General features: G+C 53.3%; 12 protein-coding genes and 2 riboswitches. All 12 genes read left to right on the forward strand.

The window, feature by feature from the left end:
- The first annotated feature begins 38 nt into the window (after positions 1–38).
- Complete coding sequence (gene urtC / locus HH215_RS23430; protein ID WP_169282091.1) at positions 39–1,142, forward strand: urea ABC transporter permease subunit UrtC; 1,104 nt, start codon at positions 39–41, stop codon at positions 1,140–1,142.
- On the forward strand, positions 1,093–1,881 hold the full coding sequence (gene urtD, locus HH215_RS23435) for an urea ABC transporter ATP-binding protein UrtD (protein WP_169282092.1): 789 nt from the start codon (positions 1,093–1,095) through the stop codon (positions 1,879–1,881). The genes urtC and urtD overlap by 50 nt, the downstream gene beginning before the upstream one ends.
- The gene (gene urtE / locus HH215_RS23440) at positions 1,859–2,566 is read left to right on the forward strand and encodes an urea ABC transporter ATP-binding subunit UrtE (protein ID WP_169282093.1); all 708 of its coding nucleotides are present in this window, start codon (positions 1,859–1,861) and stop codon (positions 2,564–2,566) included. The genes urtD and urtE overlap by 23 nt, the downstream gene beginning before the upstream one ends.
- A gap of 98 nt (positions 2,567–2,664) precedes the next feature.
- A riboswitch (guanidine-I (ykkC/yxkD leader) is annotated at positions 2,665–2,797 on the forward strand.
- A 63-nt stretch (positions 2,798–2,860) separates the two neighbouring features.
- Entirely contained in the window at positions 2,861–3,892 is a 1,032-nt protein-coding gene (locus tag HH215_RS23445) for an ABC transporter substrate-binding protein (protein WP_169282094.1), read from the forward strand.
- A 6-nt stretch (positions 3,893–3,898) separates the two neighbouring features.
- Positions 3,899–4,777, forward strand: coding sequence for an ABC transporter permease (locus HH215_RS23450; protein WP_310735500.1), 879 nt, complete (start codon positions 3,899–3,901; stop codon positions 4,775–4,777).
- A 24-nt stretch (positions 4,778–4,801) separates the two neighbouring features.
- Positions 4,802–5,650, forward strand: a complete 849-nt coding sequence (locus tag HH215_RS23455; RefSeq protein WP_254450195.1) for an ABC transporter ATP-binding protein — start codon at positions 4,802–4,804, stop codon at positions 5,648–5,650.
- Between the two features lie 421 nt (positions 5,651–6,071).
- Positions 6,072–6,614, forward strand: coding sequence for a stage V sporulation protein T (spoVT, locus tag HH215_RS23460; RefSeq protein WP_169282095.1), 543 nt, complete (start codon positions 6,072–6,074; stop codon positions 6,612–6,614).
- Positions 6,615–6,878: 264 nt separating this feature from the next.
- Complete coding sequence (locus HH215_RS23465) at positions 6,879–8,591, forward strand: polysaccharide biosynthesis protein (protein ID WP_169282096.1); 1,713 nt, start codon at positions 6,879–6,881, stop codon at positions 8,589–8,591.
- 109 nt (positions 8,592–8,700) lie between these two features.
- Positions 8,701–10,188 carry a bifunctional methyltransferase/pyrophosphohydrolase YabN gene (yabN, locus tag HH215_RS23470; RefSeq protein WP_169282097.1) on the forward strand — a complete coding sequence of 496 codons (1,488 nt, stop codon included), beginning with the start codon at positions 8,701–8,703 and terminating at the stop codon, positions 10,186–10,188.
- Positions 10,189–10,378: 190 nt separating this feature from the next.
- Positions 10,379–10,651 carry a non-specific DNA-binding protein Hbs gene (hbs, locus tag HH215_RS23475; RefSeq protein WP_169282098.1) on the forward strand — a complete coding sequence of 91 codons (273 nt, stop codon included), beginning with the start codon at positions 10,379–10,381 and terminating at the stop codon, positions 10,649–10,651.
- Positions 10,652–10,654: 3 nt separating this feature from the next.
- Positions 10,655–10,936 carry an RNA-binding S4 domain-containing protein gene (locus tag HH215_RS23480; protein WP_169282099.1) on the forward strand — a complete coding sequence of 94 codons (282 nt, stop codon included), beginning with the start codon at positions 10,655–10,657 and terminating at the stop codon, positions 10,934–10,936.
- Between the two features lie 335 nt (positions 10,937–11,271).
- Positions 11,272–11,370, forward strand: a riboswitch (cyclic di-GMP riboswitch).
- Positions 11,371–11,428: 58 nt separating this feature from the next.
- The gene (locus tag HH215_RS23485; RefSeq protein ID WP_169282100.1) at positions 11,429–15,559 is read left to right on the forward strand and encodes a fibronectin type III domain-containing protein; all 4,131 of its coding nucleotides are present in this window, start codon (positions 11,429–11,431) and stop codon (positions 15,557–15,559) included.
- Positions 15,560–15,573 lie beyond the last annotated feature (14 nt).

Genomic DNA, 15,573 nt, shown 5'->3' on the forward strand with positions numbered 1-15,573 from the left:
ACTAGGATCAGACAAACGTAAGGAAGAAGGTGATCGCGGTGCTATCCTCCTCTATACTGCCGCGCCGTGTCTGGTTGTTGATCGGCTATGCCGTCTCTGCGGCCGCATTGTTCTCGGCTCCGCTCTATCTGAATGATTTTCGCTTAAACTTATTGGCTAAATGTTTGGCGTTTGCCATCGTGGCTTTGGGATTGGATCTGCTGTGGGGTTATACGGGTATTCTGAGTTTGGGGCACGGGGTGTTCTTCGGATTGGGAGCATACGCGATGGCTATGCATCTGAAGCTCGTGTCGAGCGGGTCGCGAATTCCCGACTTCATGGATTGGATGGGGTTAACGAAGCTTCCTTGGTTTTGGGAGCTGTTCAAGAGCTTCGCTTTTGCGGCCTTAATGGGCATTGCCATTCCTGCCGGGTTGGCGCTGCTGCTCGGCTTCTTCACTTTCCGAAACCGAATCCGCGGCGTATATTTTACGATTCTTACCCAAGCTTTGGTCATTATTACGGTGACCTTATTCGTGGGTCAACAGGCGTACACGGGCGGTACGAACGGACTAACCGGATATACGAAAATGTTCGGGTACAGCTTGAAGTCGGATACGGCTAAAACGATGGTTTACTTGGCTACCGTTGTGGCATTGATATTGGCATTTCTGTTATGCAGATATTTGGTCAAGAGTCGCTTCGGTAAGGTGCTGAGGGCGATTCGGGACGGAGAGAACCGAACGAGGTTTCTGGGTTACGATCCTTCGAGTTATCAGATGGCGGCTTTTGCCGTATCGGCGGGACTGGCGGGGGTAGCGGGGATGTTATTCGTGCTCCATGTAGGGATTATTTCTCCGACGATGATGGCCATCGTGCCGTCTATCGAAATGGTGCTTCTAGTCGCCATCGGAGGGCGCGGGACATTGGTAGGTGCCGTTATCGGGGCCGTCATCATGACGCAAGCGAAGAGCGAACTCAGCGCGTCCTATCCGGATTTTTGGTTATTTTTTCTCGGGGCGTTGTTTATCGTGGTCACTGTATTCTTACCGGGCGGAATCGTCGGTTTGATCCGTCAATTGCGCCAAACGATCATTAGGAGGCGGAGTACGAATGAAATCAAACTCAATTCTGTCGTGCCAGAAGGTAACGGTGTCGTTTGATGGATTCAAGGCGGTACAAGAAATGAGCTTGGAGCTTGCCGCGGGCGAGCTTCGGTTCCTCATCGGGCCGAACGGCGCGGGGAAAACGACGATGTTGGACGCGATCTGCGGCAAAGTGAGACCCGCATCGGGCAGCGTCGCATTCCATGGGCGCGAAGGGACGGTAGACGTAACTCGGCGTAAGGAGCATGAGATCGCGCAATTGGGCATCGGACGGAAGTTCCAGACGCCTTCGATTTTCTCCGGTTTAACCGTGGAAGAAAATTTGGAGATCGCGATGTCCCAAAACCGCGGAGTTTGGGCGACTTTGCGGGCTTCGATGAAGAAAAGCGACCAAGAGCGCATGGAGGCGGAGTTGGAGTTGATCGGATTGGGCGACAAGAAACGGCTTCGCGCCGGTCTCCTGTCGCATGGGGAGAAGCAGTGGTTGGAAATCGGCATGATGCTCCTTCAGGAGCCGGAAATTCTGTTATTGGATGAACCGGTAGCCGGGATGACGGATAAGGAAACGGACAAAACGGGCGAGCTGCTGCAGGAAATCGTACGTAAACGTACGGTGGTGGTCGTAGAGCATGATATGGAATTCGTGCGTAATTTCGCTAGCAAAGTCACCGTTATGCACGAAGGGAAGCTGTTGAAGGAAGGGTCCATGGACGAAGTGCAAAGGGACGACCGGGTGGCGGAAGTGTATCTGGGCAGGAAAAGGCGGGATTACGATGTTATCAGTTCAACGGCTTGAAGCGGGATACGGCGAGAGCGTTATTTTACGGGACGTGTCGCTTACGGTTGAACCGGGGCAAGTCGTCTGCCTGATGGGGCGCAACGGCGTAGGGAAGTCTACGTTGGTCAAAAGCATCATGGGACTTCTTAAGGCAAGAAAAGGCTCCGTATCCTTCAAAGGAGCGGACGTAACGAAGCGGGCACCGGGAGAGCGGGCGAAGAAGGGTATCGGTTACGTTCCGCAAGGGCGGGAGATTTTCTCCCAATTGACCGTCTATGAGAATTTGCGAGTCGGTCTGGAGGCTCATCCGGATTCCGCCAAGCGCCGAAGCAAAACGATTCCGCCGGAGGCGATCGAGAAATTTCCGATTTTGCCGACCTTCTACAAACGTCGCGGCGGAGATTTGAGCGGCGGGCAGCAGCAGCAATTGGCTTTCGCGCGGGCGCTCATCTCCGAGCCGGACTTACTTGTGCTCGATGAGCCGACGGAAGGGATTCAGCCTTCTATCGTGGATGCGATTCAAGACGTTATCCGGTCGATCCGCGATGAGGGCAAGACGGCGATTCTTCTCGTGGAGCAAAGCTTGGACTTCGTTCGCAGCGTCGGAGATCGTTTCTACATCATGGAGAAGGGTACGATCGTTTGGCAAGGCGGGCGGGAGGAACTGGACGATCCGGCGGTTATGAAGCATCTAACGATTTAATGTAATAATATCTAACATAAGTGTTGACGATTTTAGATAATGGCTGATAAAATGTAAACAAAGTTGACAATTAGATAAAGGTTCCTCTAGTTAGGAACGCAAAAGTCGTCTAGGGTTCCGTTGGCGTGAGGTCAAGCTGGTCCGAGAGATGGCGTATGGCAACGGGAGCAACGCGGAGTTACGTTAGGCCCGCCCCGCCATATCACACGGAAGGACAAAAGCCTGGGAGACCCTCTCTCCCAGGCTTTTGTTATTTTCTAAGATCAAATCGAAATCCAAAGGAGTGGGATCGTTATGAATCGGAGTCGGGAACTTTCTCGTAATCGGCTGTTCAGTGCATTCTCCGTCATTCTTATCGTCGTTTGCGTTCTGTCCGTACTGTCCGCTTGCGGTAACAAAGAGAAATCGGGAAGCTCTGACGAGCCGATCTCCATCGCGTTGAGCCCTTGGCCGGGCTGGTTTATGTGGTATTTGGTCGAGGAGAAAGGGTTCTTCGAGAAACACGGCGTTAACGTGAAGCTGGAGTGGTTTCCCGTATATAGCGATTCCTTGCAGGCGCTGGCTACGGGCAAAGTCGATGCGAATAGCCAGACGTTGTCCGACACGCTGCCTGCCGCCTCCAAGGGCATCAAGTTAAAAGCCGTGCTTGTCAATGACAACTCGAACGGCGGGGACGCGATTGTCAGCAAGCCTGACATCGGAAGCGTGAAGGAATTGAAGGGCAAGACGGTCGCCACGGAGCTTGGGACGGTCGACCATTTGCTTCTGTTAACGGCGCTAGAGCAGAACGGACTGGGCGAAGGCGATATCAATTACGTGAATATGACGGTCAACGACGCGGGTCCGGCGTTCATTGCAGGCAACACGGACGCTTCCGTGCTATGGGAGCCGTTCCAGACCAAGGCGGTCAAGGAAGGCAAAGGCAAGATCTTGTTCTCGTCGAAAGAAACGCCGGGGCTCATTCCCGATTTGCTCGTTTTCCGCGAAAGCGTCGTAAAGGATCGTTCGGACGACGTTCAGAAGATCGTCGACGCTTGGTTCGAGGCGCTTGAATATTTCAAAGCCAACGAAACGGAGTCCATCGAAATCATGGCGAAGCGGGCCGAGACGACACCGGAAGATTTCAAACTTGGACTCGAGAGCATCAAGCTGTTCAGCAAGGAAGACAACGTCAACGCTTTCGGCCAACGGGAGGAATTGACCTCCCTATCATTCACGGGCAAGAAGACGGCGGAGTTCCTGAAAAAGCTAGATATGATAAGCGAGATCCCTGACGTTGACGCACTGCTCGAGCCTAAATTCGTACAAAAAGCAGCAGGGGAGTGACGGCATATGAGTAAGCCCAATGCAACAGGCGGAGTTACGGTTGCGGATACCATTATCGGGTCTGCGTCGTCACCGTCTCCCCCGGTTTCAAGTGCGAAGACCAGAAAAAGGCATGCCATGCAAATCTTCGAAGATATCCCGAGGCGCGGCTTCGGGATTACCGCGATCGCCTCTTTTCTCGTTATGCTCTCTTTCTGGTCGGTCTTAAGCTATGGACAACTCGTGAATCCGATTTTCCTGCCTACGCCGGACAAGGTGCTCGTAAGTCTGTTCGATCAGCTAGGCACGAGCGTCTACTGGAACCATATCGGGATTAGCGTTTTCCGGGTAATGGCAGGGTTTGCGCTTGCCTGTCTCTTAGCTATTCCGATCGGTCTGTTCGCAGGAACCTATCGTTATGGGGAAGCCTTCATCGAGCCGCCGATGGAATTTATCCGTTACATGCCCGCAGTGGCGTTCATTCCGTTAATCATGGTATGGGCCGGCATTGGCGAGTGGGCCAAAATCCTGCTTATCTTCATAGGGTGCTTCTTTCAACTCGTGTTGATGGTCGCCGCGGACACTCGACTTGTGTCCAAGGATTTGGTGCAAGCCTCCTTTACGCTAGGGGCAAGTCGGTGGCAGGTGATTCAGACCGTCATCATCCCGGCCGTACAGCCCCGATTGCTGAATACGCTCCGATTGATGCTGGGCTGGGCATGGACCTATTTGGTCGTCGCGGAGCTCGTCGCCGTGAATAGCGGGCTCGGATACGCGATCATGAAAGCCCAAAGATTCTTGAATACGGAGCAAATATTCGTCGGCATCATTGTTATAGGCCTGCTTGGCTTAATAAGCGACCGAATCTTTGCTTTCCTTAACCGTCGGTTGTACCCATGGGCGTAATGAACGCCGAAGGAGGAATAGGCCATGAGCGAAACGATGGAGGCAACCGGTAACGGAGTCATCGGCACGCCGGCAACGATAACGTCCCAAGGACTCTCGACTGGAGGGGGATTGGGCGCGATAGCGATTCGGGGCGTGGGAAAAACTTTTAAGACGGGGAAAACGAGCTTTCGGGCTTTGGACAATATCGATTTGGAAATTCGCGCGAACGAGTTCGTGACGATATTGGGTCCTTCCGGTTGCGGAAAATCCACTCTATTGCGCATCGTGGCGGGCTTGGAGGAGGCCAACGAAGGAGCGGTCTGCGTGGACGGCGATTCGGTCGTGGGACCGGGTGCCGATCGGGGCATGGTGTTCCAGGGGTATACGCTCTTTCCTTGGCTAACGGTCCGTCAAAATATCGAATACGGACCAAAGCTTAAGGGAGTCTCGATTCTGGAGCGCCGCGCGATTTCCAACCGATATTTACGAATCACCCGGCTGGAGCCGTTCGCGAATCGGTTTCCGAAGCAGCTGTCGGGCGGGATGAAGCAACGCGTGGCGATCGCTAGGGCTCTCGCTAACGGGCCTAAGGTGTTGCTAATGGACGAACCCTTCGGAGCGCTCGACGCGCAGACGAAGCTGGAGATGCAGGAAGCGCTGCTTGACGTATGGGAGAAGGAAAAGACGACCGTCCTGTTCATCACGCACGATATCGACGAAGCGATCTTTCTTTCGCAACGCATCATCGTGATGGGGGCGGGACCGGGCCGGATTCTGAAGGCCTATCCCGTAACGTTGCCCGCGGAACGCACGTCGGAGGTGCGCGAGCATTCGGAATTCCTGAAGCTTAGGAGAGAACTGGCCGCTCTGTTGAAGCACAAGGAAGAGTAAGGTCTAAATTTTGATTTTTGCTTAAATACGTGTAGACTTAACAAATTCGGATTCTTGATCTTCAATCGGAAAATCATCATGGCTTGGATCAACCCATTATTTTTGGGAACTTAAGGTGCGACATGTCAGTCCCGAATCTTCGACGGACTCTTGCTGCTCTTGCTGCCATTTCGGCGCGGGAGCGGCAATTTTTAAGTTCTTCGGAGTGGCTGAGCGTCGAAACGCCCGGATATTTTTATCAATTGGATGATTCCACCAGTAGAGGGTGCGCGCATAAGAAAATGGGAGAGGTTAAATACTACATTTACGATTCAATGTCACCTTTTTCCGATTGATCAAGCGTTCGTCATAAAGGTCGGCATGTCATCCACGCCGACGACTGCAGAGCGAATACACCAATGAAAGTGGGGCAACACGAGCTATGAAAGCAACCGGGATTGTACGCCGTATTGATGACCTCGGACGGGTCGTCATTCCGAAAGAAATTCGTCGCACGCTCCGGATCCGCGAAGGGGATCCGTTGGAAATTTTCGTTGATCGCGACGGTGAAGTTATTCTCAAAAAATATTCTCCGATCGGCGAGTTGGGCGATTTTGCCAAAGAGTACGCAGAGTCATTGTTCGAGAGCACGGGTCATGTCGCCATGATCTCCGACCGTGATACCTTTATTGCCGTAGCCGGAGCATCCAAGAAGGAATATTTGGAAAAACCGATCGGCAATTTATTGGAAGGCTGCATGGAGAATCGTAAAATCATTCTGGAACCCGGATCGGGCAGCTATGAGGTTCTGCGCGACGTGAGCGAAACGCTCAGTTCGTTCGTGGCAGCTCCGATCGTCGCGGGCGGAGATCCGATCGGCACGGTCGTACTGCTCAGCAAGGACGAGCAGGTGAACATGGGAGACATGGAGAGCAAGATGGTGGAAACCGCAGCAGGCTTCCTTGCGAAGCAAATGGAGCAATAAACATAACGAGCAATCGCGAAAAAGTTTCCCGGACAGATGACTATCTGTCGCCGGGAAGCTTTTTTGCTTTGCGGCTTTCGATTATAATCGAAGCACAGGCCATGCAACGGGAGAATGTGGAAGCCGGGTTTATTCACGATTCAGATTAGATATAAATTCGTTATCTATTACTGAATCGTCTCCGACATAAACGTTTATCCGCCGTCCCTAAGGACAGCGGAAGCCGTTTATGCTTGGCGAAGAAGGAATGGGGAATGGTCGGAAATGGGAATTGAATACGGAGCCGATAATTCGGGAAAAAAGGCAATGTGGCAAGGAGCGGCTTTGCTCGGGGGAGCGGCTATCCTCTCTAAGCTGATCGGCACGCTGCAGAAAATTCCGCTACAGAACTTGGCCGGAGACGAAGCTTTCGGTTTGTATAGCGCGGTCTACGCGTTAGCCGTGATGTGGATGACGTTAGCTTCCGCGGGTATTCCCGTCGCGGTCAGCGTCCTCGTAGCGGAGAGAAGGGCTCACGGGGATGAGAACGGGGCTAATCGGGTACTTCGTTGGGCTCTTGTCCTGCTTGGAACAAGCGGAATCGCCATGTTCGGCATTCTGTGGTTGGGAGCGGATTGGTTTGCGGGCTTGATGGGTCTGGAGTCGGCGGCTCCGGCCATCCGAATGTCTTCGCTAGCACTACTGTTTGCTCCCGCGACCGCGGTTCTTAGAGGGTATCGGCAAGGACGAATGGAAATGCTTCGCCCCGCGGTGTCGCAGCTTACGGAGCAGTTCGCGCGGGTCGCATTCATGCTGGTTGCCCTGATCTGGGCGGTGGATGCGGCTTGGTCGCCGTCCGCAACGGCTGCCGCCGTGCACGGCGGGCTTGCGACGGGAGCCGTAGCGGGACTCATAGCTATGCTTTGGAGCGTAGGCAGCAATCGGAATAAGTCGTTCATTATCCGCTCGACGGGAGCGAAAAAAAGTTTCGGTAAGGAAGCTGCCTCGGAGTTAACGCCGCCGCCGATTCGAAAGGTACGCTTGCCTGAAACCCGACAAGCGCTGCTTAAAAGAATTCTCGCGGTAGCCATTCCGATCGGAATCGCATCGTTGGTCGCGCCGTTGTTCGGGTTGATCGACGCTTTTTCGATCCCTCGGTTCCTGCAGCAAGAAGATGCGGAATCGGCATGGTCGTTGGCGCAGTTCGGCGTTTACAACCGCGGCGTGGCCTTGTTGCAGCTCGTGATCATGGGGGCGGCTGCCGCGGCGTCGGCGCTCGTTCCGGCGCTGACGGCAGCACGGGCGCGCGACGATGTTCGGGAACTCGCGGCGAGGGCAGTGTTCACCATGCGATTTGCTTGGTGGATCGGCTGCGCCGCGGCAGTCGGATTGGCGCTGCTCGCATCGCCGATCAATCGGGCCTTGTTCGCCGACGGCAACGGTACCGCCGCGATGGCGATCATCGCTTTTGCCGCCGTAGGCGGCACGCTGCAAGCCGTGAGCGCGGCGCTGCTGCAAGGCATGGGCGACCTGCGGTCGCCCGCCGTCAACTTAGCCGCGGCCGCGCTGCTCAAGTTGACGCTCAACGCCGTGCTGGTGCCCGCGCACGGCATTCGCGGCGCAGCCGCTTCGATGGCGATTGCATTCGCCATCGCTGCGGTGCTGAACGCGCTGTCGTTGCGTCAGCGCGTTCAACTGCCCGCCCCGCGCGTAAGCCTCGCGTGGCGCTCGGGCGCTGCGCTGGCCGCCATGGCGGCCGCGGTGGCGCTGCTCGCGCTCGGCCTAGGCGCGGTTACCGCCGCCTTGCCGGAGCGCGTGGCGGCCTTGCTCGTCGCCGTGCCGGGCGTCGCGGTCGGTGCCGCCGTCTTCGCCGCGGGGCTCGTCGCCTTGGGCGCCGTCGCTCCGCAGCAATGGCGAGAGCTGCCGGGACTATCCGGCAGCCGGATCGACAGGTACCTGCTGCGCGTTCACGCCTTTTTCAAATCTACCCCAAAGTAGTTCAGCTTTGCAGTCGTTATGACAATGATCCTGTGAGCGTGTTCACTCTTTTTAACCCTAGTTCAAATTAAACGACATAAAGACGTAACTAGAAAGGATGATCTCTACTATGCCGCCATCCATAACGGTCGTCGGTCTCGGCTCCGGCGGAGAAGACCAGTTAACGTTAGGCACGCTGAAGGCGTTGGAGCAAACTAAGCGCCGCTACGTGCGCACGGCCGACCATCCGGCCGTTACCGATCTGAAACGACGCGATATCACGTTCGAATCCTACGATCGCCTGTACGAGCGACTCGAATCGTTCGAAGAAGTTTACGAGACGATCGCGAGCGAACTGCTTGCAGCTGCCGGAAGCCATGAGAATGAAACTATCCTCTACGCGGTACCCGGCCACCCCATGGTCGCGGAACGAACGGTTCAATTGCTTCGTGAACGCGCGCCCGAGGAGGGGATCGAGCTTCGCCTGTTGGGCGGAGAAAGCTTTCTAGACCAGGCTTTTACGCGTCTAGGCTTCGACCCGATCGAAGGCTTTCAACTTCTGGATGCTTCGGAATTAACGCGCGAGCACCTAAGGCCTCGGTTGCATACCGTTATCGGACAAGTGTATGATTCTTATACCGCTTCCGAAGTCAAACTAATGCTCATGAACGTTTATCCGGACGACCATCCCGTAATCGTGGGACAAGCGTTGGGCGTAGACGGGCAAGAGAACATTGTGCAGATCCCCTTGCATGAACTCGACCGGTTGGAGTCTTACGGTAACCTCATGCTCGTATACATACCCGCTGACTCCGATGATCGGCTTCGCAGGCGCTCATTCGAACGGCTGCACGAGATCGTCTCCATCCTTCGCAGTCCTGAGGGTTGTCCATGGGATCGCGAGCAGACGCATCAATCGATTCGCCGGAATTTTATCGAAGAGACTTTCGAGGCCATAGAGGCGCTTGATCTCGATGATCCGGACGGCATGAAAGAGGAATTCGGCGACGTCGTTCTTCAGGTACTGCTACACAGCCAGATGGAAGAGGAGGCGGGAGCCTTCGACGTATACGATGTATTGGCCGAACTGAACGACAAGCTGATTTTCCGGCATCCGCACGTCTTTGGCGGCGAGAATGCCCAAGATGCGGAAGAGGCGTTGGAGAATTGGGAGCAAATGAAAGCCGAGGAGAAGAAGCGCAAAGGCATTCCGGAGCGTCAATCGATCCTCGACGGTATTCCGAAAGATTTGCCCGCGCTTCCCCGCGCGCATAAGCAACAGAAGAAAGCGTCAAGCGTAGGTTTCGATTGGCCCGATTTGAACGGCGTATTCGACAAAATCGAAGAGGAGCTGCAAGAGCTTCGACATGCCGTTAAAGAGGAGTCCCCGGAGCGTCAGAAGGACGAATTGGGGGATCTGCTATTCGCGGTCGTGAATGCCTCGAGGTTTATCAAAGCCGATCCGGAGGAAGCGCTCGCCGGTACCAATCGCAAATTCGCGAATCGGTTCAAGTACATTGAGGAGCAGTTGCGTATAAAAGGGCGTACTTTTGGGGAGACTGACTTGTTAGAGATGGAAGCATGGTGGCAGGAGGCTAAAACGCACATTTTACCTTAAAAAAACCTAAATTTCGCCGAAATCCCCGTACTTTCTACCTATTTCGAGAAATATTTTTCAAGTTTGGCAGGATTTTTTTAACAAAGGACAGAATAGTATCCTTCGTGCATTAAACAATCAAACGTTTCAAGCGGCAATTGGGCTCGCAGGAACGTAATAAAAGCAACAATCATAGGAGGAATTCCGTACCATGAACAAAACAGACCTGATCAACAACATCGCAGAAAAAAGCGGCTTGACGAAGAAAGACGTAGAATCCGTATTGAATGGCTTCCTTGGCGAAGTAACTGACGCTCTTGCTAGCGGAGACAAAGTTCAATTGATCGGCTTCGGCACGTTCGAAACTCGTAGCCGTTCCGGTCGCGTAGGCCGCAACCCGCAAACGGGTAACTCCATCACGATTCCAGCTTCCAAAGTACCTGCTTTCAAAGCGGGTAACAAATTGAAAGACGCCGTTAAGTAATTCATGCGTCTTGATAAGTTTCTGAAGGTGTCGCGGCTCATTAAGCGCCGCACCGTCGCGAAGGACGTGTCCGATCAAGGACGCGTCCTTCTCAACGGTAAAGAGGCAAAACCGAGCACCGTCGTCAAAATCGGGGATGTGCTGGACATCCAATTCGGTCAGCGTACGTTAACCGTGAGGATCGAACGTCTGACGGAATCCAACCGAAAAGAAGACATCTTGGGACTCTACACCGTGCTTAAGGAAGAAGCCCGCAAGCGGGAGGAAGACCCTCTCGGTCTTTAACGCTTTTCTGCGAATGATATAGAACGCGAGGGAGTCAGCCATTTGGCTGGCTTTTTTGGCGTGCAGGAATAGCCCAATCTCCTCCCGATCACCTATAGTTGGCAAAGTGGCTGCCACCTACCATCGTTTTCCGAGTGTCCTCATAACTACTTCAAACCTCTCAAATATGAAATGATAAACAAGCCCTACATTTTCTCTCTTTATTTACGTCTTAAGTCTCAAAATATGAAAAAATTAGTAGAATAAAAAAGGAAATGCGTGTAAAATGTCAAAGTATTACAGGGTAATTCTTCCTATTCTGAATGCATAAAGAAACCTTTAAGTACTGCCAAGTGAATTGAAAAAGGCAAACCTGCTCGAAAGACAGGGACGCAAAGCCACGGGCCTAAAGCGCCGGTCGAATGACCGATCGCTATGGTAGCCGGGTTGCCTGCTCTCATGGCTTTTTTTTGTTTGTATCGCCTATTTTTTCAGTAGAGGGAGAAATGAAGCATGAAGAGTCGATTAGTATCCATGTTAGTTAAGATTTTATGTTTAGTCCTGCTTGCGCAGATCATCGTTCCGGAAATTTGGAATTCTTATACCCATGCAGCGCCCGCAGCGCCCGATATCAGCATTCAGTTCAAGTCGCCGGAAGCGCCTGCGACGGAAGCGTACATACCGGATTACGGGGAGACTTACGGAGAACGGAACGGATATACATACGGATGGAATTTCGATCATACTTCTTATTCGGTCAGCGAAGCCGTCTATGGTTCTTCGTTGCTGGATTCAGCCATCAATATGCAGGCCGGGGGGCAATGGGAAATTGCGCTGTCGGCCGGTACCTACGAGGTCGAAATCAGTGTAGGCAATGCCGTATACGGCAGCACCAATACGCTTCAGGTTGAGAATGTCGTGTTCTGGGATCACTTCGCTCTTCCGGCTGGCGGACACGACAAGGTGAAGAAGCGTATTCAATTGAACGACGGCAGATTAACAATGAAGGGTGATCCGGTTAGCCCTTCTGCCTTCATCCACTCGATAGCGATCACGAAGATCGTTCCGGCTAACCGTCCGACTTTTTCGCCTTATATCGGGTTGCCTGCGGAGCAAAATAAGGTGCCCGGAGACAAGATTATTTTGTCCGGATCGCAGAGCAATGAACACAATGCCATTCCGTCCGTCAGGGTGAAAGAGCTGGGTCAAGCTATCGATAAGTATATGAACGAACAAATATCGGTAATGGAACAACGCATCGCATCGATGGGGCAACAAGCCGAATCTTGCGGTGGCTGCAATTCAAGCAATCTGGAATCGGCGATTTTAAGAAGTCCGAATGAATATGTGGTGATGAAGGCGGGGCATCTGAATCTGGATGCTTCCGCAACGTTCGGCTCGCCGTCCAAGCCGGTATTTCTTATCTTGGACGGTTTGAATACGAACCGGAATTTAACGCTTACCGTATATGGGACTCTGGCGGTTAAGGGAAATTTGAATGCGAACACCAATTTGACGCTGAACGTGAATGCGCCAGATCATCCGGCAGCAACCGGAAAAGGGGATTTGTGGGTTGGCGGCACGATTCATTTGAACAATGATTCTGTCGCGCGGGTGTCAGGCGACTTTGTAACTGGAAGCCTAATCTATAACAATGGCCAATTGAACGTACAGGCCGATCGGCTTCTTGTTGCCGGCCAAATGCACATCAATACCAAGGTAGATATGACCATCTCGCAAGAAATGCTCGTCGGCAGTTTGGTGTCGAATAACCAAATGGGGACTATCAGCGTCAGCAGCGGAGATGTATTCATTCGCGACGATATTCACGTTAATAATCATTTGAGCATTCAAACCGGAGGCGTCGTCGCGATCGGCGGCAGCATCACTGCGAATCAGAAGCCGATTATCGTTACCGGTATTGGGGCGAGCGGCCAAACGAAATTGCATTACAGGATTAACGGGTTGCTAGCGGAGTATTATACCGAAGCGGATCTAACCGGCGATCTGTTCACCGTGGTGGACGAGAACGTAAACGTGAGCAACAAACTGCCAATTGCCAAGGCCGGTCTTAACGACGGTAATATGTCGGTGAGATGGACGGGACAGATTACCCCCTATTTCACCGAGACGTACGAATTCGAAGCGGACGTTCGCGGCGGGGTGAAGTTGTGGGTGAACGGCGTGCTTCTTATCGACAAATGGGAGAAAACGGGTAACGGCAAGTATTCCGGTTCGCTTGCTCTCGAAGCCGGAGTCGATTATGACATCAGGCTCGAGTACGCCAATCGAGGGGGGCAGCCTTTAGCCAAATTGAATTGGGCTAGCGCGTCCGGCGCGAAGGAGATCGTGCCGCAAAGTCAATTGTGGCCGTTTGCAATGCCGATTCTTACGGCGACCGCGACGGAGAACGACGTGAATGTCGTGTGGACGACGGCTTTCAATGCGAACGGTTACGAGTTAGAGGTGGATGGGATCATACAATCTTTCGGCAACCAATCCGCCTTTACGCACGCTCCGCTGGAACCGGGCACTCTGCATAAGTATAGAGTCAGAGCGATCGACGGCGATATTAAGGGCAACTGGTCGGCGCTGCAGGATGTGTGGACGTTACCGGAAGTGCCCAACAATATACGGCTTCAGTCGACAAGCAATTCCGTAACGCTGACATGGGATGACGTGGTAGGGGCAGCCGGATATGATATTGAAACCTACAACACGATTATCGATAACGGTAATGTTACGACGTATACCGAACTTAATTTGAATCCGAACATTCAGCGTACGTTCAGGATTCGGGCGCATAATGCCAGCGGTCCCGGAAAGTGGAGCGCCATCGTGGTAAAGTCGACTATGCCCGGGGCGACAGGCGCATTGTATACCGTAGCGACGGATACTTCCATCGCAGTGAGCTGGGATGCGGTTTCCGGAGCGGATAGTTACGATATTGAAGTCGACGGCACGATCGTTGGCGGCCTTGCAGCCTTGCAGTATTTGCATGAGAACTTGCAGCCGAACACAATTCATACTTACCGCGTTCGTTCCAATAATACCGAAGGATCGAGCGGATGGAGCCAACCCGTCCAAGCAGTTACGCTTCCGTCCGTTCCGCACCATCTGCGCGCAACGACCGTTGCCGGCGATCATATCACGCTTGAATGGGACGAAGTAACGGATGCTACTTCCTATGATCTTGAGGTTGACGGAGTTGCCGTCGATGTTGGGACAAGCGTGAAATACGACCATTCGGGATTGGAAGCCAACACGGAACATACATACAGAGTCCGGGCGAGACACGATTCCGTCGTCGGCAGTTGGAGCGAGGCGATTACGCATACGACATTGTCCGGCGTACCTGTAAACTTGCATACGGTATCGACTAGCAATGAGATTACGCTCACTTGGGATCCGGTGGTCGGTTCGATAGGCTATGAGGTTGAAGCGGACGGCAAAGTTGTTCCGAACGGTCTGAGCACGACCTACGTGCATACCGGGTTGAAGCCGTTCACGGAGCATACTTATCGCGTGCGTGCGATCAGCAAAGCGGGTGCTGGTCCATGGAGCGAGCTCCTGTCCGAAACAACCGGGTTGGATATACCGTTGTTGACTGCCCTAGCCCTATCGAAAACTTCGATTGCCCTCTCTTGGACGGCCGTACCGGGTTCGACGACCTATGAGCTTATGGTAGACGGCGAGGTCATCGACGTCGGAAACGTGACAACGTATTTGCATGACGGGCTGCTTCCGTATTCCTGGCATGCTTATCGGGTCAGGGCTAAGAGCGGCTCCATTCCAGGTCCTTGGAGCGCCGCGTTGACGAAGGCTACGCAGTTAGGTACGCCAGTAATAACGAGACTATTCGCGACGAGCTCGGAAATCACTGTGGAATGGGACGACGTACCGGGTGCAACCGGTTATGAAATAGAGGCGGACACGGTCGTCGTGGATGTGGGTACAGCAACGTCGTACATTCATCGCAATTTGCTGCCCAACACTGTCCATACGTACCGGGTGCGCGCCAAGAGCGGCAACGATGTCGGCGATTGGAGCGAGTGGAGCAAGCTTAGCACTCAGGCTACGCCTCCTGTAACGCCTACGCGCTTTAGAGCGATTGCAAATACGCATTACATCGAGCTTCAATGGGACGCATCGCCGGGAAGCTTTAACTACGATCTCGAAGTTGACGGTCGGATCATCACCGGGATAGCTGGGACAAGCTTTGTCCATCGGGATCTTGTTCCGAATACGATGCACGTCTATCGAGTTAGAGCTTCGAATACGAGCGGTTCAAGCCCGTGGTCGAACAAAATCAAACCCCGTACCATTCCCGAGCTGACGGTTGACGTTGGGCAAGGCTCCACGTTTAACTTCGTTATCGTAGCTCCTAGCATAGCGGGCCTGACGGAACGGACTATTACGGTGACTTATAATCCTGAAGAACTGGATATTCAGGATTTGAGCGTGGCTACGCCCGAGATTGAATTGGCGGCCGGGCCGATCAGGGGCACGAATATGAGCGTTAGTGAAATCGCGAACGGGAGAATCGTCTTCCGGATCTCGAACGCCGTGAGGACGACAGTAAATATTATTCGTTTTACGGCGAATTCCAATGAATCTTCAAAAATCACATACTACGTCGAATAGCGGATCACTACCAG

The organism is Cohnella herbarum, assembly GCF_012849095.1.
Classification (GTDB): Bacteria; Bacillota; Bacilli; order Paenibacillales; family Paenibacillaceae; genus Cohnella; species Cohnella herbarum.

Excerpts from the sequence above, each read along its gene's own strand:
- spoVT (WP_169282095.1), top strand. The coding sequence starts at position 6,072 with ATGAAAGCAACCGGGATTGTACGCCGTATTGATGACCTCGGACGGGTC.
- HH215_RS23455 (WP_254450195.1), top strand. The coding sequence starts at position 4,802 with ATGAGCGAAACGATGGAGGCAACCGGTAACGGAGTCATCGGCACGCCG.
- HH215_RS23465 (WP_169282096.1), top strand. The coding sequence starts at position 6,879 with ATGGGAATTGAATACGGAGCCGATAATTCGGGAAAAAAGGCAATGTGG.
- HH215_RS23445 (WP_169282094.1), top strand. The coding sequence starts at position 2,861 with ATGAATCGGAGTCGGGAACTTTCTCGTAATCGGCTGTTCAGTGCATTC.
- HH215_RS23480 (WP_169282099.1), top strand. The coding sequence starts at position 10,655 with ATGCGTCTTGATAAGTTTCTGAAGGTGTCGCGGCTCATTAAGCGCCGC.
- urtE (WP_169282093.1), top strand. The coding sequence starts at position 1,859 with ATGTTATCAGTTCAACGGCTTGAAGCGGGATACGGCGAGAGCGTTATT.
- urtD (WP_169282092.1), top strand. The coding sequence starts at position 1,093 with ATGAAATCAAACTCAATTCTGTCGTGCCAGAAGGTAACGGTGTCGTTT.
- hbs (WP_169282098.1), top strand. The coding sequence starts at position 10,379 with ATGAACAAAACAGACCTGATCAACAACATCGCAGAAAAAAGCGGCTTG.
- HH215_RS23450 (WP_310735500.1), top strand. The coding sequence starts at position 3,899 with ATGAGTAAGCCCAATGCAACAGGCGGAGTTACGGTTGCGGATACCATT.
- yabN (WP_169282097.1), top strand. The coding sequence starts at position 8,701 with ATGCCGCCATCCATAACGGTCGTCGGTCTCGGCTCCGGCGGAGAAGAC.
- HH215_RS23485 (WP_169282100.1), top strand. The coding sequence starts at position 11,429 with ATGAAGAGTCGATTAGTATCCATGTTAGTTAAGATTTTATGTTTAGTC.